The sequence below is a fragment of the Corynebacterium sp. HMSC14H10 genome (genome assembly GCF_001807105.1).
GTDB lineage: Bacteria > Actinomycetota > Actinomycetes > Mycobacteriales > Mycobacteriaceae > Corynebacterium > Corynebacterium jeikeium_D.
The window spans coordinates 59,416-80,165 of sequence record NZ_KV787449.1 but is presented as its reverse complement, the minus strand read 5'-3'; the positions used below and the strand labels follow the sequence as shown (position 1 = coordinate 80,165).

Annotated in this window: 22 protein-coding genes; 9 read left to right on the top strand and 13 right to left on the bottom strand. The window is 57.6% G+C overall.

All coding sequences use genetic code 11. The annotated features are described in order from the left end of the window. The first annotated feature begins 207 nt into the window (after positions 1-207). Together HMPREF3135_RS09880 and HMPREF3135_RS09875 are read left to right on the top strand one after the other, a co-directional pair. The gene (locus HMPREF3135_RS09880; RefSeq protein ID WP_070439475.1) at positions 208-1,704 is read left to right on the top strand and encodes an MFS transporter; all 1,497 of its coding nucleotides are present in this window, start codon (positions 208-210) and stop codon (positions 1,702-1,704) included. Further along, a complete protein-coding gene (locus HMPREF3135_RS09875) occupies positions 1,691-2,236 on the top strand; it encodes a TetR/AcrR family transcriptional regulator (protein WP_070439472.1) in 546 nt (181 codons plus the stop codon). The genes HMPREF3135_RS09880 and HMPREF3135_RS09875 overlap by 14 nt, the downstream gene beginning before the upstream one ends. 6 nt (positions 2,237-2,242) lie before the next feature. Here HMPREF3135_RS09875 and HMPREF3135_RS09870 read toward each other — a convergent pair whose 3' ends face one another. Beyond that, positions 2,243-3,445 carry an alpha/beta hydrolase gene (locus HMPREF3135_RS09870; RefSeq protein WP_070439467.1) on the bottom strand — a complete coding sequence of 401 codons (1,203 nt, stop codon included), beginning with the start codon at positions 3,443-3,445 and terminating at the stop codon, positions 2,243-2,245. A 389-nt stretch (positions 3,446-3,834) separates the two neighbouring features. Between HMPREF3135_RS09870 and HMPREF3135_RS11345 the strand changes: the two genes are divergently transcribed. Together HMPREF3135_RS11345 and HMPREF3135_RS11340 are read left to right on the top strand one after the other, a co-directional pair. Next, entirely contained in the window at positions 3,835-5,424 is a 1,590-nt protein-coding gene (locus HMPREF3135_RS11345; protein ID WP_070439464.1) for a Re/Si-specific NAD(P)(+) transhydrogenase subunit alpha, read from the top strand. A gap of 6 nt (positions 5,425-5,430) precedes the next feature. Next, positions 5,431-6,906 carry an NAD(P)(+) transhydrogenase (Re/Si-specific) subunit beta gene (locus HMPREF3135_RS11340; RefSeq protein WP_070439460.1) on the top strand — a complete coding sequence of 492 codons (1,476 nt, stop codon included), beginning with the start codon at positions 5,431-5,433 and terminating at the stop codon, positions 6,904-6,906. A gap of 49 nt (positions 6,907-6,955) precedes the next feature. On the opposite strand, the gene HMPREF3135_RS09855 is transcribed toward HMPREF3135_RS11340, so the two are convergent. The 5 genes from HMPREF3135_RS09855 to HMPREF3135_RS09835 all read right to left on the bottom strand — a co-directional run bounded on the left by HMPREF3135_RS09855 (position 6,956) and on the right by HMPREF3135_RS09835 (position 11,215). After that, the gene (locus tag HMPREF3135_RS09855; RefSeq protein WP_070439457.1) at positions 6,956-7,423 is read right to left on the bottom strand and encodes a GNAT family N-acetyltransferase; all 468 of its coding nucleotides are present in this window, start codon (positions 7,421-7,423) and stop codon (positions 6,956-6,958) included. An 87-nt stretch (positions 7,424-7,510) separates the two neighbouring features. Next, positions 7,511-8,395 carry a 5-oxoprolinase subunit C family protein gene (locus tag HMPREF3135_RS09850; protein WP_049172680.1) on the bottom strand — a complete coding sequence of 295 codons (885 nt, stop codon included), beginning with the start codon at positions 8,393-8,395 and terminating at the stop codon, positions 7,511-7,513. 18 nt (positions 8,396-8,413) lie between these two features. Further along, positions 8,414-9,067, bottom strand: coding sequence for a 5-oxoprolinase subunit B family protein (locus HMPREF3135_RS09845; RefSeq protein ID WP_049172678.1), 654 nt, complete (start codon positions 9,065-9,067; stop codon positions 8,414-8,416). Between the two features lie 71 nt (positions 9,068-9,138). Continuing rightward, on the bottom strand, positions 9,139-9,912 hold the full coding sequence (locus tag HMPREF3135_RS09840; RefSeq protein ID WP_049172677.1) for a LamB/YcsF family protein: 774 nt from the start codon (positions 9,910-9,912) through the stop codon (positions 9,139-9,141). Positions 9,913-10,003: 91 nt separating this feature from the next. Further along, entirely contained in the window at positions 10,004-11,215 is a 1,212-nt protein-coding gene (locus HMPREF3135_RS09835; RefSeq protein WP_049172676.1) for an NRAMP family divalent metal transporter, read from the bottom strand. Positions 11,216-11,363: 148 nt separating this feature from the next. Here HMPREF3135_RS09835 and HMPREF3135_RS09830 point away from each other — a divergent pair, with 148 nt between their 5' ends. Then, on the top strand, positions 11,364-12,050 hold the full coding sequence (locus HMPREF3135_RS09830) for a GntR family transcriptional regulator (RefSeq protein WP_070439484.1): 687 nt from the start codon (positions 11,364-11,366) through the stop codon (positions 12,048-12,050). Positions 12,051-12,080: 30 nt separating this feature from the next. Beyond that, a complete protein-coding gene (locus tag HMPREF3135_RS09825) occupies positions 12,081-13,046 on the top strand; it encodes a quinone oxidoreductase family protein (protein ID WP_246818338.1) in 966 nt (321 codons plus the stop codon). A 13-nt stretch (positions 13,047-13,059) separates the two neighbouring features. Here the strand turns inward: HMPREF3135_RS09825 and HMPREF3135_RS09820 are convergent, their stop codons facing one another. From HMPREF3135_RS09820 to HMPREF3135_RS09790, 7 genes are read right to left on the bottom strand one after another with little or no spacing between them, the layout of a single operon-like run. After that, positions 13,060-13,581, bottom strand: coding sequence for a hypothetical protein (locus HMPREF3135_RS09820; protein WP_070439451.1), 522 nt, complete (start codon positions 13,579-13,581; stop codon positions 13,060-13,062). Beyond that, positions 13,578-14,021 carry a hypothetical protein gene (locus tag HMPREF3135_RS09815; RefSeq protein WP_168163244.1) on the bottom strand — a complete coding sequence of 148 codons (444 nt, stop codon included), beginning with the start codon at positions 14,019-14,021 and terminating at the stop codon, positions 13,578-13,580. The genes HMPREF3135_RS09820 and HMPREF3135_RS09815 overlap by 4 nt, the downstream gene beginning before the upstream one ends. Beyond that, positions 13,988-14,680, bottom strand: coding sequence for a metal-dependent transcriptional regulator (locus HMPREF3135_RS09810; RefSeq protein ID WP_070439445.1), 693 nt, complete (start codon positions 14,678-14,680; stop codon positions 13,988-13,990). The genes HMPREF3135_RS09815 and HMPREF3135_RS09810 overlap by 34 nt, the downstream gene beginning before the upstream one ends. A 3-nt stretch (positions 14,681-14,683) precedes the next feature. After that, positions 14,684-15,502: a metal ABC transporter permease gene (locus HMPREF3135_RS09805; protein ID WP_049189328.1), complete on the bottom strand. Its 819-nt coding sequence runs from the start codon at positions 15,500-15,502 to the stop codon at positions 14,684-14,686. After that, entirely contained in the window at positions 15,495-16,325 is an 831-nt protein-coding gene (locus tag HMPREF3135_RS09800; RefSeq protein ID WP_049189327.1) for a metal ABC transporter permease, read from the bottom strand. Before HMPREF3135_RS09800 ends, HMPREF3135_RS09805 begins: the two co-directional genes overlap by 8 nt. Then, on the bottom strand, positions 16,315-17,010 hold the full coding sequence (locus tag HMPREF3135_RS09795; protein WP_187269740.1) for a metal ABC transporter ATP-binding protein: 696 nt from the start codon (positions 17,008-17,010) through the stop codon (positions 16,315-16,317). The genes HMPREF3135_RS09800 and HMPREF3135_RS09795 overlap by 11 nt, the downstream gene beginning before the upstream one ends. Continuing rightward, positions 17,007-18,137 (bottom strand): metal ABC transporter substrate-binding protein, encoded by a 1,131-nt coding sequence (locus tag HMPREF3135_RS09790; protein WP_070439438.1) that lies wholly within the window; start codon positions 18,135-18,137, stop codon positions 17,007-17,009. The genes HMPREF3135_RS09795 and HMPREF3135_RS09790 overlap by 4 nt, the downstream gene beginning before the upstream one ends. Before the next feature lie 275 nt (positions 18,138-18,412). Here HMPREF3135_RS09790 and arsC point away from each other — a divergent pair, with 275 nt between their 5' ends. The 3 genes from arsC to HMPREF3135_RS09775 all read left to right on the top strand — a co-directional run bounded on the left by arsC (position 18,413) and on the right by HMPREF3135_RS09775 (position 20,662). Further along, positions 18,413-18,757 (top strand): arsenate reductase (glutaredoxin), encoded by a 345-nt coding sequence (gene arsC / locus HMPREF3135_RS09785; RefSeq protein WP_070439434.1) that lies wholly within the window; start codon positions 18,413-18,415, stop codon positions 18,755-18,757. Between the two features lie 197 nt (positions 18,758-18,954). After that, entirely contained in the window at positions 18,955-20,352 is a 1,398-nt protein-coding gene (locus tag HMPREF3135_RS09780) for an MFS transporter (protein WP_070439431.1), read from the top strand. Between the two features lie 142 nt (positions 20,353-20,494). After that, on the top strand, positions 20,495-20,662 hold the full coding sequence (locus HMPREF3135_RS09775) for an antitoxin (RefSeq protein WP_016422348.1): 168 nt from the start codon (positions 20,495-20,497) through the stop codon (positions 20,660-20,662). The last annotated feature ends 88 nt before the right edge of the window (positions 20,663-20,750 follow it).

Below are 20,750 nucleotides of genomic sequence, written 5' to 3'. Positions count from 1 at the left end.
GGTGACCGCGCCCCGTGAGGGGGCACCATCACGGTAACGGATCGAACGGCGGTCGTGAATTCGTACCTCAATAATGCCTTCAACTCAGACACTTTTTCACCGGCTCCTTGGAGGGGGATTAGCGTACTTTTCTTGAATTTTTTAGACCTAAATCGTTGCCCCTTCAAAAAGTTGTAACTAAACCGAACGTTCGTTACAGTTACTGGAATGACAGGTACCGACCACGCCGCTTCCACGAGGGCTAATCCGCCCACTTCAGTCACCCACAGGTGGATCTTCCTCGCTATCATCAGCGCCGGCCTACTACTCATCGGCATAGATAACTCGGTGCTCTACACTGCTCTGCCGGTTCTGCGCGAGCAGCTCCACACAACCGAGTTAGAGGGCCTGTGGATCATCAACGCCTACCCACTGGTAATCTCCGCACTCCTCCTCGGCACTGGCACTCTGGGCGACCGCATCGGTCACCGCAAGATGTTTCTTGTGGGCCTGACAATTTTTGGCTTATCTTCCCTGGCCGCGGCCTTTGCGCCGCACGCCTGGGCGCTGGTCATCGCCCGCGGCTGTCTAGGACTGGGCGCCGCGACCATGATGCCGGCGACCCTCGCACTGCTACGTGAGACCTTCCGCCACCCTCGTGAACTTGCCACAGCTATTGGCATTTGGTCTGCCACGGCAACACTGGGTGCCGCCGCTGGCCCCGTCGTTGGCGGTTTCCTATTGGAGCACTTCTGGTGGGGCTCAATCTTCCTTATCAACATCCCTGTAGTAATTTTCGCAATCATTGGCACGCTGATTTTTGCTCCGCCGAATCAGCCCAACCCAGCCAAGCGCTGGGATTTCCTCACCAGCCTCTACGCGATGCTGTCCATGCTGGGCCTGGTTTCGCTCATTAAGGAACTCGCTGGTCATCGCTCCTCCACCGTCATCGTCGCAGCTATCGCCTGCGGGCTAGTGGGCGCGGTACTGTTTCAGCGTCGTCAGGCACGTCTCACTGAACCCCTCATCGACTTCTCCGTCTTCCGTTCGCGGATGTTTTCCGGTGGCGTGCTGGCAGCCGCGCTTGCCATGTTTGTCCTGGCAGGCGCCGAATTGATGACGACGCAGCGCTTCCAGATTTCCGTCGGATACACACCACTCGACGCGGGCTTGCTAGTTGCCACCGCGGCACTGGCGTCCTTGCCAGTTGGTGTCATCGGCGGCATGGTGCTGCATCGAGTGGGTTTCCGCACACTCATCACCGGCGGATTCCTCCTCAACGCCATCGGCCTGGCAGGCATGTACTACGGTGTTTCCTCGGGCAATTTCCCGCTCATGATCGCAGGATTGATACTGCTCGGCGCGGGCGCAGGTTCTGTGATGTCGGTGTCGTCGACCGCGATTATCGGCTCAGCCCCGAGGTCAAAGGCCGGTATGGCGGCGGCGATGGAATCCGTGTCCTACGAATTTGGCACACTGATCACCGTCGCAATCACAGGCTGCCTCCTACCCATGTTCTACGCCTTGTTCACGCCTGTCGACGCCAGCATCTCACTCACCGATGCACTTCACACGCCAGCGCTTAACGACGGCGCCCGCGCCGGCCTCGACAGTTCCTACCTGGCCATTTTGATTATCCTGGCTGTCGTTGCTGTCATTGCAGCGATTGCGACTGCGGTGGCATTCCGCGGCAACCCGAAGGAGACTGAATATGCGCACGAGTAAGCGCACTGCCATTCTCGACACAATCGTTGAGATTATCGAGACAAATGGCTTTTCCGAGGTCACCTACGAAAATGTCGCAACTCAATGCGGAATGAGTAAATCAGGGTTGATTTACCACTTCCCCTCCCGCGAAGACATGATTCGCAGCGTCCATGAGCACATGGCGCAGTTATGGGAAGAGGAGCTTATCGAAGCCGCGGGTGGGCCCGCAGAGGAGGTATCCCCCGCCAACCGCCTACGCGCAAACCTCCAGGTCTCGCTGGATACAGCAACGAGGGCCGAGCTACTCATGTCCATCGACTCTGCCGCCGACCCGGAGCTGCGCGAGATCTGGACGCGCCTTTTGCGCCGGTGGAATCCGCCGGTAGAACAGATTGCCACCGATGAGGAAGCCTGCATGGCCTACGTTGTCCAAATGATTTCCGATGGACTCTGGGCCAACGACTACCTCAACGGCAATCAGCTCACGAAAGCACAGCGTAAGGCAATCGCCGAGGCCGCGGCAAAGCTGATTCCAGAGTCGATGGAGTAGCCAGCTCTAAACGCCCTTGCGCTGAACGTCCTTGAGCTCGGAGTCAGTAGCCAGGCCGTAGTTAGCACCCTCATAGACGGCCTTTGCTCGACTCGTTCCGCCGAGCACATACTCACTAAAAGACAGCACCAGCGAGCCAAGCACATTCTTGGACGGATCATCCAGGTAGGTACCGTGGTAGGAACCGGTGACTACCGCTTCCCAGGCGGGCCCTTCAGCGTCGCGGTAGCCACGTCGATCCGCATCAAAAGGAACGATGTCCTCGTGCTCCGCAATGGCCACCAGGCTTGGAATCTCCGGCGGTGTGGAGATTAGTCCAGCGTCGGAAGGCCCTGGGGTGATGGCGACCAGACCACGGGTGACCATATCGATACCCGCAGCCTGGAAGGCTTTATCCATCCTGTTGTTCAGGAAGATTGCGGAGCCACCACCCGCAGAGTGCCCGACCAACATCGTGCGGGAGAAATCGATCTTGCCTGCAAGTGGTGTGGACTCATCCCCATTGGCCGCTGCGGCAACTGAAGCTGCCAGCACCATCTGTGGCGCGAACCAGTTGGTGAAGTTGTAGCCAAGAGCCACGACGTATCCGTGGCTTGCATAGAGTCGCGCTTGCGCGTCGTACATACCCGGCTCAGTACCAATGCCAGGGCTGAGAACCATCAGTGGCGCAGACTCCATCGAGTCAATATCCGCCGGGTAGATAAGCTGCGCGCCAACTGGGGAGGCGTTGGCCGATTCAGGCAGTACGTCATAGCAGCCGGTGGTGCCGTGGAGACCGTGGAGGTCCCGCAGTACGCGGTTATAGATGGTGTAGACGACACCATCACATGGCATTGCTTCGCGGGTTGCGGCAACTGGATGGGAGCCCATCGCTCCGAACTCCTTGCGCAGCTGCCCCGCCTCTGGGGCGAACGGCTCGGTGATATGGCCACTTTCGCCACCGGAAATGACACGGTTCACGCCACCCATGACATCCACCAGACCACCGCCAATTTTGTCCACGGTTTCCGAGTTCTGGTAGTCAATAGTGCTTTCGCGTGCAGTGATATCCGGCAGCTGACCAATGCGCGGTGCCGCCTGCGCTGGCACCTGTCCGCCGAGAACTACACCAGCTGCGAGCGAGAGAGCAGCCACCTTCGAGAACGTACGCCCCTGCCCTCGGCGGGATGCCGACACGGCCTTTCCGGCGGCACTTAGTGAACCAATCATCGTTTTTCCTTAACTCTTGCCAAAAGCCTTGGAATACGAATCTACCTAATGCGTAAAGACGTACGTAAAGACAGAATCATCCTCCCCCATACTTCACCCCTCAAACAATCATTCAGGGCGCTACAAATGTTCACTCTCGCCCACAATTAGCACTATTACCCCCATTTCCTACCCCCTTTCTAAGAGTGCGCAAACTCAGAAAAACCCACCTCACCACCGTTACCCACATATTTTTATTACCTTTTTCCACAAACGCCTCCGCTGCCTCCCCGCCAGCGCATACCTTATTGACACCAAGGAGAAAGCGGTCACGCCCACGCTCACTGTTAACCGACAACCGAGTGTGCATGGCCCTTAATAAAACCCCCGAACAGAAAAGAACTCCCACAATGAGAATCGGCATCCCTTTAGAACCCGATCCCCAGCAAACAATTGTGGCTGCGACCCCGGAGACCGTCGGCAAACTCGTCAAGCTTGGCTACGAGGTCGCCGTGCAGGCTGACGCCGGCCTGGCTGCTAAGTTCACCGACGCGGACTACGAATCCGCCGGCGCCACCATTGTCGACGAGTCTGTCTGGCACAGCGATATCGTCGTAACGCTCGACACTCCGCCGGAACAGTTCCGTGCACTGCTTAACGACGGTGCCATGCTGATTAGCCGACTTGCGCCAGGGCGTAACGAAGAGCTGGTCGAAGAGCTCGCGCACCGCAACATCACTGCCCTTGCTATGGATGCGGTTCCCCGTATTTCCAGGGCACAGTCGATGGACGTGCTGTCGTCGATGGCCAACATCGGTGGTTACCGCGCAGTAGTCGAAGCGGCTGCTGCGTATGGTCGCCTTTTCACTGGTCAGGTGACTGCCGCAGGCAAGATGCCGCCAGCTACCGTTTACGTCATCGGCGCTGGTGTCGGCGGACTTGCCGCAATCGGTACCGCCAACTCTATGGGCGCGATTGTCAAGGCAACAGACCTGCGCCCTGAAGCCGGTGAACAGGTCGAATCGATGGGTGCAGAGTTCATCCCGATTCCGGCCGCCACTGAGAAGTCCGAAGATGGCTACGCCAAGGAAATGACCAATGATCAGGCTGCCGCTGCCGCGAAGCTCTACTCCGAGCAGTCCGCGCAAGCTGACATTGTCATCACCACCGCGAATATCCCGGGCCGCCGCTCTCCGCTGCTGCTGACTGCTGCCGATGTTGCAGCTATGAAGCCGGGCAGCGTCATCGTCGACATGGCTGCCGCCGGTGGCGGTAACTGCGAGGTGACCGTTCCAGGTAAGACCATTGTCACTGACAACGGGGTGACCATCATCGGTTACACCGACCTTGCAGGACGTCTGCCCGCACAGGCATCGTCGCTGTACGGCCAGAACATTTTCAACCTGTTCAAGCTGATTACGCCAGAAAAGGATGGCTCTCCAGTTCTCAATCTCGAGGACGAGATTATCCGTGGCATCACGGTGACAAAGGCTCGCTCACAAAATGGCGCCGGCGCTACCGGAGCTGAGATTCTCTGGCCACCACCGCCAATCAAGGTCGCTGTCACCCCTGCTGCCCCGCTGCAGGAACAGCAGGCTCAGCAGGCTGCATTAGAAGAGAATGCGCCGGAGAAGGTTTCCTTCATGGGATCGGGCCTGGGCTCGAAGATTGCTCTGGGTCTGACGGCACTGCTGGCAATTGTGATTATGCTCAGCGCGCCGCACAGCGTGAGCGCCAACTTCATGGTTCTCACCTTGGCTATCGTGCTTGGCTTCTACGTGATCTCCGCGGTCACGCCGCGCCTGCACACACCTCTGATGTCTGAGACCAACGCGATTTCCGGCATTGTTCTGGTGGGTGCGATTCTCCAGGTGGGAAGCTCCAACCTGCTGGTTTCCGGTCTCGCGTTCGCGGCCATCGTGGTCAGCTCCATCAATATCTTCGGCGGTTTCGCCGTCACCGACCGCATGCTTGGCATGTTCGTGAAAGAGGAGGCATAAAGTCTAATGGCTAGCATTGATACTGCTTCGCTTCTGGACTGGACCTACCGCCTGTCCAACGTCGGCTACATTGTCGCCGCTGTCCTGTTCCTCGCTGCCCTCTCGGGCCTGTCCAAGCCGGAGACCGCTCGCCGCGGAAACGCCTTCGGTATTGCCGGCATGGCCGTCGCCGTTGTCATTGCCATCTTTCAGGCACTCGTCACCGCTGACACCAAGCCGGATACTCACTTCTCCCCGCTGATTACCCTGATTCTCATCGCTGTCGCTATCGGCATCGGTGGTGTCATCGGTATCACCCGCGCACGCAGCGTTGCCATGACTGGCATGCCGCAGCTGATTGCACTGTTCAATGGTCTGGTCGGACTCGGCGCTATCTTCATCGGCTTCAACTCCTACATCTTCGCCGAAGATGTCGCCCCCGATGCCCTGAAGTTCCACTTCGGCGAGGTCTACATTGGCGTCTTCATCGGCGCTGTGACCTTCACTGGTTCCATCGTCGCTGGCCTGAAGCTGTCTGAGAAGATCAAGGGCTCGCCGCTGCTGCTGCCAGGCCGCAATGCTCTGAACATTGCCATTCTGGTGGTCACTCTGGTTCTCCTGGCTGTCTTCATCGTAACCGGCACCGAGGGCGGCGCCATCGCATGGGCATGCATGGTTGCAGTGACTGCTTTGGGCCTGTTTTTGGGCTGGCACTTGGTCATCGCCATCGGTGGCGGCGACATGCCGGTTGTCGTGTCCATCATGAACTCGTATTCCGGTTGGGCCGCTGCTTTCACCGGTCTCATGCTTGGCAACCCGCTGCTCATCATCACTGGTGCGCTGGTTGGTTCCTCCGGCGCCTACCTGTCGTACATCATGTGTGAGGCCATGAACCGCTCCTTTGCCAACGTTATTCTGGGTGGCTTTGGCTCCGAGGCTTCGTCGGGAAGCGCCGTGGAAGGCTCCCACACCGAGGTCAGCCACGAGGACACCTCCGAGATTCTGCGTGACGCAGACAAGATCCTCATCGCTCCGGGCTACGGTATGGCTGTGGCACAGGCTCAGTACGCTGTTGCTGACCTAGTCCGTAACCTGCGTGAGGCCGGCAAGGAAGTGGTCTTCGGTATCCACCCAGTCGCTGGCCGCCTGCCGGGTCACATGAACGTGCTGCTGGCTGAGGCCAAGGTTCCCTACGACATCGTGCTGGAGCTGGACGAGGTCAACGATGACTTCGCTGATGTGGATGTCACCCTGGTCATCGGTGCAAATGACACCGTCAACCCGATGGCAGAGCAGCCGGGCTCCCCGATTGCGGGTATGCCGGTGCTGAAGGTGTGGGAATCTGAGCGCGTGATTGTTCTCAAGCGTTCGATGGGTTCGGGTTACTCGGGCGTGCAGAACCCGTTGTTCTTCAACGAAAACACCGACATGCTTATCGGCGATGCGAAGGCCAGCGTCGACTCTCTGAACCGCATCCTGGCGAGTTCGAAGGTCAACGCTTAAAACTTCAGGCAAGCAACGCCGTACAAATCGGAGCCTAGGCGATTAATTCCTAGGCTTCGCCACGGGCTGCATCACGAACCATCGTGATGTGCTCAATGCCGGCTTCTATGAAGGTCTCCCCGATCTCATGGAAGCCGGCTTTTGCGTACACAGCCTTCGCCTGCGTCTGGGCATGCAGAATCAGCCCCGTATCTGGGTGGTCAGCGATGACCTGCTGCAGCAGTTTCGAGGACAACCCCCTACCCCGGCTCGCAGCATCGACGACAACTCGGCCGATGGTGCGCGGGTAGCTCGTCGAGAACTCATCGAGCGTGTCAATTACACGCAAGTACGCAATAATCTTGCGGGCGTCATTGTCGTCGCGGATGAAATAGTGCTCTGCGGTATCTTCCAGGTCGCGCCAATCCATTTCCGGCTCTGTACAGGACTGCTCAAGATAGAACACATCGGTGCCCAGTGCCGAGATGGCATAAACATCCGTCGCGCTGAGTTGAGAAAAGGAGGCGTGTTCAATCATGGTGGCTGATTTTACTGCGAAGAACGGTGTGACGCTCATAGCTGGCAAACGTAGTGGCGCACCATCGCGCAGAATGAAGCCGCAGACCTATACCGCCCGCACCCGGCGGAATTGTACCTTCGCGCCGGGCACCAATTGCCCGGCCCTCGACAATGACGGCTCCGTCAACACACCAATGACCGGATATCCACCCGTCGCCGGATGATCAGGACCGAAAATAATCGGCTGCCCCGATGCGGGCACTTGTATCGCACCGGGGACCATTCCCTCGCTTGCCAACTCATGGGTGACCTGGCGCTCAAGAGTAGTCCCATTCAGCCGAAGTCCGACGCGGTTGGCCTCTTGCGTCACGGTCCATGTCTCGTGAAAGAAATCACTGACGCTTTCCCGCGTAAACCAGTCCGCCCGAGGGCCAGGAACAACATCTAAGCGCGCAGCCTCGCTCGACCAATGAGGCGCGGGATAAATTGCGATTGACGACCCCGTCGAATACTCCGGGTCGCCGACCTGCAAGACCTGACCGGCCTGCAAAGGCGCTGGGCCGAGCTTGCCGAGCGTATCGTATGACCTCGAGCCCAGCACTTCCGCGACATCGATGCCCCCTCGAATCGCGACGTACCCGCGAAGACCTGCATCGAAGGTACCAAGCCGCACAATTGCCTTCGCCCCGACCACAATTCGACTATTCATCGAGGTCTTGATGACCTTGCCATCCTGCTCGACAGTCACCTCACCGTGGGCTCCTGCGAAGGATATGATTGCTCCCTCCGCTACTTGGAACTCCAACCCGCCGACGACGCACTCAAGCACCGCCAGGCTTTCTTCGTTGACAACCATCCGGTTAGCAGCTGCCGCGGACTCGTGGTCGAACGCACCGGAAGTACTCACGCCCAGGCTGCCTTGCCCTGCACGGCCCAAATCCTGAATCGTCGTCAATATGCCGGGTCGAATAATCTCGATAGAATTCTTCATCTCTTCCGCCCCCTTTTTCTACGCCGCACTCACCGTAGAAGTCGCTTCAAATTGCACCTCAACCCCGGGCTCAAGCAGCGCCGGATTAGGCCGATTCAAGTCCCACATCTCCACATCTGTATGTCCCAAGAGCTGCCAGCCACCGGGCGAATCGATGGGATATACACCTGCGAATTGGCCCGCAAGTCCGACGGAGCCCTTGGGAACTCGAGTGCGCGGCGTCGTAAGGCGGGGAATATCAAGCGGCTCTGGCCACCCCTGACCGCTCCCGCGCACCATGTAATAAAAGCCCGGCGCGAATCCACCGAACGCGGCCGTCCAAGGGCGTTCGCAGTGCCAATCGATTAACGCTTGAGGGCTCATCCCAAGGCTTTGTGCCAAGGACTCAAGGTCCGCGCCGTCATAGTGAACGGGAATCGTCATTGTTTTTCGCTTGTCGACGGTCTGCCTCTGCGCATTGTTGCCCCGCAGCGCGGTTTCTACTGCGCCGAGGTAACGACGAGCCGGTCCGCGAAAGCGAAGAAGGAGCGTTTGGGCTGCAGGTACCCTGTCAACGAGTCCCTCAATCTCAGCCGCAGCAGAGTGTGCACGAAGTACCTTCGCCAACGGATTGGCCGATGATGAATAGTCGATAAGCAGCGCATTTGTTCCCATAGGGCGAATCTCGGCCATGGCGGTGCTGATCCTTTCTTTCTTGCGGGGTTGAAAAACTGCGGTTGATAAGACCGGTGTGCGAGTCCGCGCTATACGTGGGCAGCGACGGTGACTCCGGCGTCGACGAGCCCTTGGCGAATCATACGGGAGAGTTCGACCGCACCAGGGGTGTCTCCGTGCAAACAAATAGAGTCAGCCTGCACGGTCAACGGTGAACCGTCGTAGGCGACGATTGGTTCCCCGCTAGCCATTGCAATGACGCGTTTGACGACGGCATCGGGTTCTACAATGACCGACCCCTCGAGTACTCGGGACACCAGAGTTCCATCGGAGTTGTAAGCGCGATCTGCAAAAGCTTCCCTAATCACAGGGAGGTCCGCGTCGAGGCTGAGCCGTTCGATGACCGACCCCGGCTGCGCCATAATGGCAAGCTCATCTCCGCAGGTGGAGCGAGCGAGCAGGAGCGCCTCCACCACTGCAGCGGCCTGATTTTCATCCACTGCGATGCGGTTGTAGAGGGCACCGTGGGGCTTGACGTAGGAAACTTCGGTACCCACCGCCCGTGCACATGCCGAAAGTGCACCAATCTGGTAGACGGTTTCGGCTCGCAATTCTCGATGTGCGTAATCCATGCGACGTCGTCCAAACCCGGGGAGATCGCGGTAGGCGACGTGCGCGCCGATGCGAATTCCGCGCGCAGCAGCTGCCTCACAGGTCTCCATCATGACGCTAGCGTCACCCGCGTGATACCCGCAGGCAATATTGGCACTGGTCACAATGTTCAGCAGAGCGATATCATCACCCATCTTCCACGAGCCGAACGCTTCCCCAAGGTCAGAGTTGAGATCGATAGTGGCGCCCATAAACGTCACCGCTCCTTCCAAGTAATAATGCTGGTCTTTGTACCGTTGTTATGTTGGTTCTCATCTGAGCTGTGCGAGAAACCGGGGGGGATTAGCCGAGCATTTCAAACACACCGCCGAATGAGCGCCACGCCAAGAACCAGGCGACTGCGACACCCAAGATTCCGATAGCCGCCAACCACTTCGGGTACTTGTAACCATTCATGAGATCCGCACGGAACAGCGCGATGTAAATCAGCACAGTAACGCCAATTGGAAGAACCAAACCATTGAAGGCTCCGGCGAAAACCAACAGCGTCGCTGGAGCCGTACCGATGAGACCGAAGAGCAGCGTGGAGATTGCAATTAGGACAATGGTGATCGTGTTTTGAGTCTTGGCTCCAGCACCCGAGGAACGAGTCAGAAATGTTGCTGAGGTGTAGCTGGCACCCACAATCGACGAGATTCCCGCAGCCCACAGGACAACGCCAAAGAAGCGCATACCCCAATCTCCTGCCGCAGCTTGGAATGCCTCTGCAGCGGGGTTTCCATCCGTATTGAGGACCACGCCACCCGCAACCACTCCCAAGACAGCTAGGAAAAGGAGGAAACGCATGATGGCTGTGACGATGATGCTCGTAACAGATGAGCGAGTGGTCTGTGCGAGGTTCTCTACACCGCCGGCGCCAGCATCAAGCATGCGGTGAGCGCCAGCGTAAGTAATGTACCCGCCAACAGTGCCACCGACGAGCGTGATGATTGCCAACAAGTCAATCGTGTCGGGCATGACCGTGTTCTTCAGTGCTTCCCCTACTGGCGGGTTAGAACTGAACGCCACAATTCCAGTGACCAGAATCATCACGACACCGAGCACAACGAGTGCCTTGTCCAGCGCCATACCCGCCCGCCGGGAGAGGAAGAAGCCAATGGCGAGGATTGCAGTAACAATGCCGCCAATCTTTGCGTCCACGCCCAACATCGCGTTCGCACCAAGTCCAGCACCGCCGACGTTGCCAATATTGAAGACCACACCACCGATGACAATGAGAATTGACATTAACCAGCCCAGCCCCGGAAGCACGGCGTTGCCGAGCTCCTGCGCGCGGCGTCCAGAGACAGCAATCACTCGCCACACGTTGAGCTGAATCGCGATATCAAGAAGCACCGAGATCACAATGGCAAAGGCGAAAGCCGCGCCAAGCTTGGCCGTAAAGGTTGCGGTCTGGGTGAGGAAGCCCGGCCCGATAGCACTGGTCGCCATCAGGAATACGGCGCCGAGGAGTGCCGTTCGCCGCGCCTTATGGGCAGATGTTGAAGCGTCCATAGCGTAAGGCCTTTCCCTACAAGTCTGACGATTCCCACGTTGAAGGATTCCTACGTTGAAGATCGCCTGCACAGAGATTGTTGAACAATGTCTCGTATGTTAATTGGTGATGGCCGCCACACAAAAGTGCTTTAGTAGTCTGTATTACATGACTACCCCCGGAAGCATCCTCGACGATCAGACCCACACGTCCTCTGGGGAAAAACAACAAGACGTTTCAGTAGCGGATGTCACCGCAACTGTCCTGCGCCGAGAGATTCTCGCCGGAAAGCACTACAGTGGCGAGCAGCTCCGTGAAACCCAACTTGCTGCGCGACTGCAGGTCAGTCGCAACACCATCCGACAGGTCTACCGCAAGCTGGAATCTGAGGGGCTACTTACTCACATCCCTCATCACGGCGTGTTTATCGCTTCCTTCGACAAACAACGCATCCGCGAACTGTATGCCTTTCGCCATGTCGTCGAATGCGGAACACTGCGATCGCTAAGCAAGAGCCAGGCAAAGCTCCTCGGCGAAGAGATTCTTTCTATTTGTGGTTCACAGTCATCATTGAACCTTCCCGAACGGAATAATGCCTTTCACCTCGCCATCGTCAGAGCTTCCGGGGCCCCCGACCTGTTAGCCACCGCCGAATCAATTCAGGCCCAACTCCGTCTTTGCTTCCTCTCCTACCCCCAAAGCATCGAACTCCATGCCCGATACGCCGATCGCCACATCAGTATCGCCAAAGTTCTCATCGAGGACACCCCAAACCACGCCGCCGACCTCCTCAGCGCCTACCTCAATGAGTCGTTCAGTGCCGTCACCGCTGCCCTCCCGCTTGCCGACCGTTGATAATTAGCTGCTAGGACTACAGTGATGGACATGGCAGCAAATTCAGGCAACGCATACGCAATGACCATTCCGGAGTTCGGCCCCGCTGACATTTTCACCAGGACACTTATCAATCATGCTCAGCCCGGTCCCGGCGAAATCCTGGTCAAAACCACAGCCATCGGCGCGAATCCGCTGGATTACAAGATGCGCGATGGCTCTTCCGGTCTGTGCGCAAAATTCAACCCTCCCGCCGTCCTCGGACGCGAAGCGGCTGGTGAAGTCGCTGCCGTCGGCGAAGGCGTGGACAATTTCGTCCCCGGCGACCGAGTCTTCGGCATGCGCGGCTTAGACGACTTCCGCGGCACCTACGCAACGCACAACGTCTTCCCCGCCGACGGTGTGGTTCGAACACCCGATTCGCTTGACGACGTTACCGCTGCGGGCCTTGCCCTAGTGGGAATCACGGCGACCGTGGCTGTCGATCAGCTAGCGAAGGTAAAAAGCGGTGACACCGTACTCATCCATGGTGCAGGTGGCGGTGTTGGCCAGCTGATGACACAGCTGGCGGTTGCCCGTGGCGCAACTGTGTTGGCCAGTGCGTCGTCACGCCATCATGAAAAACTAGTGGGCTTTGGCGCGCAGCATATTGATTACACAGCGGAAGATGTATTCGAGGCTGTGCGCCGGCGGTTCCCCGAGGGCGTAGATGTTGTGCTCGATGGCGTGTACTTCGACACTTTCCTCCCCTCGCTGGATGTGTTGGCATCGGATGGTCGGATTGTGGCGCTGCCTTCACTGGCCGACCTGACACCGGCGAGGGAACGTGGCATTGAGGCACACATTCCGACTATTTCGAATGACACGACTATTTATGCCGACCTGGCCGACCGCGTGGTTGCCGGTGAGATTTCACTTCCTATCGGACTGACTAAGAATCTCACCGAGGTCGCGGAGGTCCACCGAGTATTGGAAGACGGGCACGCTGACGGCAAGATTGTGATGACCGTCGAGTAATTCAAGTGCGTTACTACAGCTCGCGACGAGCGTTCTGATACGTCTTCGTCAGCGAGCACCACAGCTCGTCGGCATCAGAGATGGCTTCCACCAGCTCCCGGTTAGTCATAGTTTCGCGCTGCTCGCGCAGTCGGTTGTTTAGCTTCCGGGCACGAGAGAGCTCACCGCGTAGCTCGATGAGCTCCGGCGTAGCCTCACCGGAGGCAAATACATCCTTGTAGATGGTGCCAACGCCCATTGTGGTGTTCACATTGTCCCAGGCAGTAAGGATTGCGGTGAGCTGGTACTCGGTGTCCATGGCAATCTGCTGCAGCTCCGCGTGATTACGCTCGGCGAGCTCGTGCGCCTCAGCACTACGCCGCACACCGGCCCAAGCCTGGTATGCGATGAGGATCGCAAGCACCAAACCCGCCACTGGCAATGCATATTGCAGAATCCACAGCGTGACACCGAAGAGCTGAACAATCAGGCCGAAGAAGAAAAATACGACAATGACCGTCGCGCACCCGTTGTCGGAGCCTGAGCGTTTACTCATCGCGGCGTCACCTCCGCCGCAGCATTCAAAATCGCATCGGCCCCCAGGTGGCTGGCGTAGCCAAGTCCGATGGCTGCTGCCAAAAGGAGTATTGCCAGCAACGTATAGACGATTGCCTCTTTGACGGTGCTAGCGACCGCAATGCGCTGCTCTTCGTAGTCCAGCAGTGCCCGCATGTCTTTGGTCGAGGCATTCAAGCGGCGTTCGAGATTAGCCATGTGTTCCTGCTGCTCAGCAGGCGAGATAGCGATGGCATTGAGTGGCACATCGACGCTCTCGACACTGGCATATGCCTGTCGACGAGCACTTTTCACGCTGTCGAACGAAACTGACGGTGCGGGTGGCACTTTAGTTGGCCCAGTGAGATTCCGCGACACCTTATAGTAAGAGCGCGCTGCGGCCCTCGTCAGTTCGTTGTTGGAGTCGCCTTGATTGCCCATAGTGCCGAGTCTGCCACATGAATTCTCTTTGGCTCGGTATCGTCCACCTCATCGAGGATGGCAAAGACATGCATGCCTGCATATGGTGCGGCTTCGGCTCGGAGCACGGTCCCCGGTCCTACCCCTGATGTCGCCAAATAGCGCAGTAGTTCAGGGTCGGAGTCGTTAATGCGATCGACTACCACCATCGCGCCGGCTTCGATATCCGTCAGGTCGGTGCGCACTGCGCTGGCGATGGTACCGCTTGCGCTGGGAATTGGATCGCCATGCGGATCGCGCTCAGGGAATCCCAGCATTGCATCAATGCGACTAATGAAATCATCCGAGACCGCATGTTCAAGCTTTTCGGCTTCCTCGTGAACCTCATCCCAGGTGTATCCGAGAGTCGAGACCAAGAAGCTTTCAATAAGCCGGTGGCGCCGCACCATGATTAGCGCAATATCCCGCCCACGGTCCGACAGGCTAATGCCCCGATACGGCTCGTGGTTGACAAGGCCACGTGCAGCTAGCTTCTTCACGGCCTCGCTGGCGGTGGGCTTCTTTTCACCCATCCGCTCAGCGACATCGCCAAGTGCCACTTTTTCACCGGTGCGCTCGTGCAAATCCCAAATGACCTTGAGGTAGTCCTGGGTCTTTGCTGGTAAATCCTCCACGTGCATTCTTTAGACTTTAGCGTTATTGCGTGTTGCCGCAATCTTGAGGGGGACATAGAAACAGCCGGCGCACACGCCAATGCAGCCGCCAACTGACAGATTCGCCGCCACCGCAATGAATAGCCCCACCAGGCCAATCGCGATACCCATCAATGGCGCCAACACGAATAGCAAACGGGTATCGTTCACTACCCCAACGAGCGCAGCTGCCGGGGCAGCTAGCAGCGCGATGGATAGAATCGTGCCGACAGCCGGAATCAGCGCCACCAGAGTCAGAACGATTAGCCCGCTGATGACCAGCTGTGCTTTTCTCCTCGAATGCGCGACTCCGAAAGACTCCGGGTCGAAGGTGAAGTAAATCAGCTGACGCCACCGAGCAAGCAGCACCAACGCCACCAGCAGCAAGAGGCCACCCGACAGCGCAATATCAATCTTGTTCACGTTGAGTACGCTGCCGACCAGGAAACTCTCAACCTTCACCGGCAACGGGGCGAACCACTTGTTCAGGAAGTAGCCCAGTGCGAACCCAAATGTCAGCACAATTCCCGCCGCCGAGGACGTTGTTCCCACCTTTGACAGACCAAACAGTGCCCCAATCGGAATACACATCAGAAATGCTCCGATAAAGAGGAACACCGAAATCCACGAGTGGCTCAGGCCGAGCGCTGCCGCAATAACAACGCCCACAACCGCGCCGGGAAAAGTCGCATGTGTAATCGCTTCTGCGAAGAACACTTGTTTTCCCAGCACCGCGAGCACCCCAACTACTCCAGCCAGGGCTCCTACCAGTATCAGTTCGATAATTGGCAAAATCAGGATGCTAGACACGGTCTCCTCCCAGCACGACGCGCAGCCCCAGTGCCATGAAATACAGTCCCACCGAGGTCAGCGCGACGACTGCCTGAGGCGACACCGGCCCCAAAGGCACCAGTGCCAAACCAACGATTCCGCTGAGGCAGCCCACTGCAATCGCAATCGGCACCATCACATGAACTCGGCGAGTCAGCAGTCTCGCCGCCGCTCCCGGCACGACCAGATATCCGACTACCAGCAGCACGCCCACAGCGCTTGCCGACGACACCACGACCGCAGCAATCGCCGCGTTAATGGTGAGGTCGATGCCCCACACATTGACGCCTGCGGCTTTGGCACCGAAGCGATCAAAGGCAACAAACACCTGCCGGCGCCAGGTCACTGCGATAAGAACCAAGGCGATGGCACAGACAATCAGGGCGCTGGTGAGACGGGAGTCAGTGACTTCCAGCAGTCGCCCGAACATGAGCGCTTCCAGCTGTCCTGACTGGTCACCTTTCTTCAGCGAGAGAATCACACCGATGGAAAAGAAGCTGGTCAGTACAACTGCAACTCCAGCTTCCGACATGTGCGAGCGCGATACTAAGGTCAGTGCTACTGCCACTACCACCGCACATGCTGCAGCCACCGGGATAATCATGTCGATGCCACCGAATACGGCACCGGCCACAATTCCGGGAAAAATCGAATGCACCATGGCCTCGGCATTGAACTCGAGGCCACGCAGGTTCACGATGACACCGACCAGGCCAGAGACCGCCCCGAGGGCAATCAGCAGCACTAGTGGCCTGAACATGAAAGGCGCTACCCCAAGCTCATTCGCAAGCTCAGTCCACATAGGCTGGCACCAACTTCGAGGTCGCACCAAAAGCTGGCTGCTCTGCCACGATTAATGTGTTTTCGCAGGTGTCCTCGGCAAGCACGAGATCATGGGTGGCCGCGATAATTGCCGTGCCATTTTCCTTCAGTTCGTTGAGGAGATTCAGCAGCATCGCCCGATTTTCAGTGTCGAGGCCGTTGAACGGCTCGTCGAGAAGCACGAGTTGCGGACGTGCGACGATGGCGCGCGCCAACAGGACGCGTTGCTGCTGACCACCGGAGAGGTTGCCGAAACGTTCACTGGTGCGGTCGGCAAGCCCGACTTTGGCTAGCGCTGCGTGGATGCGTTCTTTGCGGTGTCCAAGCGGTTGGAAGGGGCGCAGTTCGTGCAGCACCCCCATGGCGACGACATCGAACGCCGTGACAGGAAAAGTGCGATCGAGGTCTGCCGACTGCGGGACGTAGGACACAATCTTCGCGTTGTTGTGCATCTCACCAGAGAGAAGACGAGTCCCACCCAGGATTCCGCGCAGCACGGTCGTTTTTCCAGAGCCATTGGCGCCGATGAGTGCAAGCCCGGTACCCGGCGCGACATTGGCGGTGATGTGATTGACGATGGGTACCGCCGTGTAGCCGAATGAGGCATCGCGGAGCGTGACTATGGGCTCGGCAGACATGGGGTTGGCTAAGTGGTTACCGCTCACTTGATGCCCTCTGGCAGCGGCGCGACAGTTCCGTCCCATGCCGTCACAACCTGAGTGACGTTGTGGATGATGGAACCGATGTAGGTCTCGCCATCACTGCCAGCCGGACCAAGGGAGTCGCCGTAGAGTGCGTCCTCACCAACGATGGCCTTGACACCTGCGGCCTTGGCGATCGCCTCAATTGATTTCGAGTTGTTCGAGTTCTCCGCAAACAGCGCGGTTGCACCCGCGTCCTTCACGGTCTTTGCCGCCTCGGCGATATGCGCGGCCGTGGCATCCTGCTGCTCGTTGAAATCAGACAGCGCTGCGCCGATGAAGTTGATATTGAACTCGTGGGAGAAGTATCCAAAGGCATCGTGGCTGGTAAACAGCACAGGGTCCGACACGGTGGCGATGGACTTATTTGCCCACTCATCCAGCTGATTCAGCTTGTCCTGGTAGGCCGCAACGTGGTCGGCGATGGTGGACTTCAGCTCATTGTCGCCACGTTCCTCAGCGACCTGTTCCAGGGCGTAGCCGATATTGGCAACCTGGATCTTGGCGTTCTTCGGCGAGGTCCATACATGCGGATCGAAGCGGAATTCCGCCTCCTCACCGGGTTCTTCCGGCGGGAATGGCCATGGGGCGACATCAATCTTTTCCACCCCTCGGTCAATGGTGTAGTTACCATTCTTCGCCTTCTCTGGTGGCAGCGGCTTTGTTTTGTCCGTGTCCTTGGCTGCCTTCATGGCATCTACGTCACCTGCAGTGAGAACGCCACTGGTTACTGCCATCGTTCCGGAAAAGCCCGAGGACTCAATCGCCTGGTCCAGGAAGTGCTCCAAATCGACTCCGTTGACGAACAAGAGATCGGCGTTACCAGTCTTGGTCAGCTGCTCATGGGTCATTTCCAGCTCATGTGCTGTTGCATTCGGCGCCAACAGGCAGGTCAAATCAACTTCATCGATGTCCAGCTGCTTCACGTAATCACAAATCTGCGTCGTGGAAGCCACGACGTTGATTGGGTTCTCGCCGCTGGCTCCCTCACTGCCATCGCCACACGCTGCAAGGCCAGCGCCCGCTAGCAAGATCGAAAGGCCCGCACACATGGACTTAGCTGATCGCGAGAGTTTTCCGGAAATTGTCATGTTGGTGTCCGCTCTTGATTGTTTGTTATTGCTTTACGACGGCTACGCTGACCGGCCGCTTCAGTAAATCTGGTCACCTTAGGGGCGGTTGGAGCGCACTTCGCCGTTCATCTATCACGTGTGAGAGTAAACCTAACGACAACTTTTTTCAACCTATTGAACTTAAGTGTTGTTGGCTTTACAGCCTTTCAGGATAAATAATGAACAAGGTCTCACCCCTTACAGTTACACCGCTCCATCAACCGCCACACCACAACATCAGCCATGATGGAGGCATGGAAGCGAAGATTTATCACAACCCCCGCTGCTCAAAGTCCCGCCAGACCCTCGCCGTACTGCGCGAAGCCGGAATCGAGCCGGAGATCATCAAGTACCTAGACACTCCTCCAACCAAGACCGAGCTGCGCTCGCTAATCGAGGCGGCCGGCCTGAACGTCATCGATGCCGTGCGCACCAAGGAAGCAGAGTTCAAGGAACTGAGACTCTCCAAGGACTCCAGCGACGAGGAACTTCTGGACGCAATGGTCGCGCACCCACGCCTGATTGAGCGCCCATTTGTCGTCACCAATAAGGGGGTAAGGATGGCACGCCCCACCGAAGCCATTAATGACATTCTCTAGGCAGTGACAAGCGTTAATCGCTTTTACACCACCCCCCTTCAAAAGCCCCCAAGGCCGGGAAGTTAACAACCCGTTAATAGAGGATAAAGCCGCTGTAAACTCACTGCTGAAACGATAAAGCTATCCGCCTGCCGCCCTAGCCACCCGCACAGGTTGCACCAGAGGCAACGGCGGCCTTCAGCGAAAGGACTCTCATTATGAGCAGTCAGAGACTCGGCTGGCTCAGCGCCCCCGGTCCAGCAGCTCCCCTTCCCGAGGAAAAGATTGCCCCGACCTACCGGACCTGGCGGTTCAACGTATTCATGGGCATCTTCATCGGCTACGCGGGCTTCTACCTCATCAGAAATAACATCCCCCTGGTGTCCGCCGTACTGGAAAAGCACGACCTACTTGGCGCAGCCGGAATTGGCATCGTAGCCAATGCGGTTCTGTTTTCCTACGGCCTATCCAAATTCTTCATGGCCATGCTCTCCGACAGGGCCAATGCCAGGTACTTCCTCCCACTTGGCCTAGCACTGTCCGCGGTCGTAAACCTCTTTGTTGCATTCGTCCCAGCAATCAGTGCCTCTGTTGCAATTTTCGCGACAGTCATGTTCATCAATGGCTGGTTCCAAGGCATGGGCTGGCCTCCTTCTGGACGAGTTGTCGTCCACTGGTTCTCGACATCCGAGCGCGGCACTTTGATGTCGATCTGGAACACTGCCCACAATGTCGGCGCCGCCGTCGGCGGTGCTCTGGCAGCCTGGGGCTTGCATTCGTTCGCCACTTCCGACGCCGACTGGACTCCCGCATTCTGGCTACCGGCAATTGTCGCGCTCGTGATTGCCGCCATCGCATTCCTGCTGATTCGAGATAACCCGCAATCCATGGGCCTGCCTCCGGTAGAGGAATACCGGAACGACCCGGACAAGGTCGAAGGAACTAATGACGAGGCACAAGAACCCTGGTTCACAATCGTCAAGAACCACGTTCTTACCAATCCGGTTATCGTCATGCTGGCGCTGGCCAATGTGTTCGTCTACGCACTCCGTTACGGAGTTCTTAACTGGATTCCGATTTACTTGACAAACGAATTGCACAAGACCAACGTCACGGGCGGAATCATCGGATTCATGCTCTACGAAGGCGCAGCAATTGTTGGCACCCTGCTGTGTGGATGGGTCTCCGACAAGGTCTTCAAGGGTTGGCGCTCAGGCGCCGGCATGCTCTTCCTGATTGGCACCGGCATCACCATTTTCGCATATTGGCAGCTACCCGCCACGGCACCATTGTGGATGTTCTACGTGCTCATCTCCCTGATCGGCGCACTCATTTACGGTCCAATCATGCTCATCGGACTGCAGGCCATCGACCTCTCGCCTAAGTATGTTGCGGGAACCGCAGCTGGTTTCACTGGATTGTTTGGATACCTTCTCGGCGCAACACTCGCCTCGACTGGTGTCGGCCTCTTGATCGACTTCGCAGGCTGGAATGTTACATTCGTAACCCTCATTGGCGTTGTCGCTATAGCGTTTGTCCTCATGATGTTCGTCGGCAAGTACGAGCGCGATGTCATGCACAAGGCAGATGAAGCCCGCACCAAAACAGCTCAATAACTGTCGGTCACGGTGTTGCTAGTCGAATATCAACTTCACTCCGTGGGGCCAATACGGTCGCAAGGCCGCCAATTCATCGGTACACTCTATGTCACAAACGAAAAAACGCGAGTAGACATTAAAAATGGAAGGAGACTTCACCATGGGACTTATGGACAAGGCCAAGGAAGCACTGAGCAACGAAGAGAACACCGACAAGGTTCTGGACAAGGCTGAGCAGCTGGGCAAGGACAAGCTCGGCGAGGACAAGGCCGACCAGATCAAGAAGGTTCGCGACATGGCAGACGAGCGCCTGGGCGACAAGAAGTAAGCTACAGAGCTTCTTCACCCCGCATTAGCACCCTGTTTTCACAAGGGAGCTGGTGCGGGGTTTTGCTGTTCTTAGGGGACCCCACAGC

Coding starts and splice junctions, on each gene's coding strand:
- HMPREF3135_RS09800 (WP_049189327.1), bottom strand. CDS start 16,325: ATGTGGACTGAGCTTGCGAATGAGCTTGGGGTAGCGCCTTTCATGTTC.
- HMPREF3135_RS09775 (WP_016422348.1), top strand. CDS start 20,495: ATGGGACTTATGGACAAGGCCAAGGAAGCACTGAGCAACGAAGAGAAC.
- HMPREF3135_RS09820 (WP_070439451.1), bottom strand. CDS start 13,581: ATGAGTAAACGCTCAGGCTCCGACAACGGGTGCGCGACGGTCATTGTC.
- HMPREF3135_RS09790 (WP_070439438.1), bottom strand. CDS start 18,137: ATGACAATTTCCGGAAAACTCTCGCGATCAGCTAAGTCCATGTGTGCG.
- HMPREF3135_RS09840 (WP_049172677.1), bottom strand. CDS start 9,912: ATGGGCGCCACTATCGATCTCAACTCTGACCTTGGGGAAGCGTTCGGC.
- HMPREF3135_RS09810 (WP_070439445.1), bottom strand. CDS start 14,680: ATGCACGTGGAGGATTTACCAGCAAAGACCCAGGACTACCTCAAGGTC.
- HMPREF3135_RS09870 (WP_070439467.1), bottom strand. CDS start 3,445: ATGATTGGTTCACTAAGTGCCGCCGGAAAGGCCGTGTCGGCATCCCGC.
- HMPREF3135_RS09850 (WP_049172680.1), bottom strand. CDS start 8,395: ATGAAGAATTCTATCGAGATTATTCGACCCGGCATATTGACGACGATT.
- HMPREF3135_RS11340 (WP_070439460.1), top strand. CDS start 5,431: ATGGCTAGCATTGATACTGCTTCGCTTCTGGACTGGACCTACCGCCTG.
- HMPREF3135_RS09875 (WP_070439472.1), top strand. CDS start 1,691: ATGCGCACGAGTAAGCGCACTGCCATTCTCGACACAATCGTTGAGATT.
- HMPREF3135_RS09780 (WP_070439431.1), top strand. CDS start 18,955: ATGAGCAGTCAGAGACTCGGCTGGCTCAGCGCCCCCGGTCCAGCAGCT.
- HMPREF3135_RS09835 (WP_049172676.1), bottom strand. CDS start 11,215: ATGGACGCTTCAACATCTGCCCATAAGGCGCGGCGAACGGCACTCCTC.
- HMPREF3135_RS09825 (WP_246818338.1), top strand. CDS start 12,081: ATGGCAGCAAATTCAGGCAACGCATACGCAATGACCATTCCGGAGTTC.
- arsC (WP_070439434.1), top strand. CDS start 18,413: ATGGAAGCGAAGATTTATCACAACCCCCGCTGCTCAAAGTCCCGCCAG.
- HMPREF3135_RS09880 (WP_070439475.1), top strand. CDS start 208: ATGACAGGTACCGACCACGCCGCTTCCACGAGGGCTAATCCGCCCACT.
- HMPREF3135_RS11345 (WP_070439464.1), top strand. CDS start 3,835: ATGAGAATCGGCATCCCTTTAGAACCCGATCCCCAGCAAACAATTGTG.
- HMPREF3135_RS09845 (WP_049172678.1), bottom strand. CDS start 9,067: ATGGCCGAGATTCGCCCTATGGGAACAAATGCGCTGCTTATCGACTAT.
- HMPREF3135_RS09815 (WP_168163244.1), bottom strand. CDS start 14,021: ATGGGCAATCAAGGCGACTCCAACAACGAACTGACGAGGGCCGCAGCG.
- HMPREF3135_RS09830 (WP_070439484.1), top strand. CDS start 11,364: ATGACTACCCCCGGAAGCATCCTCGACGATCAGACCCACACGTCCTCT.
- HMPREF3135_RS09855 (WP_070439457.1), bottom strand. CDS start 7,423: ATGATTGAACACGCCTCCTTTTCTCAACTCAGCGCGACGGATGTTTAT.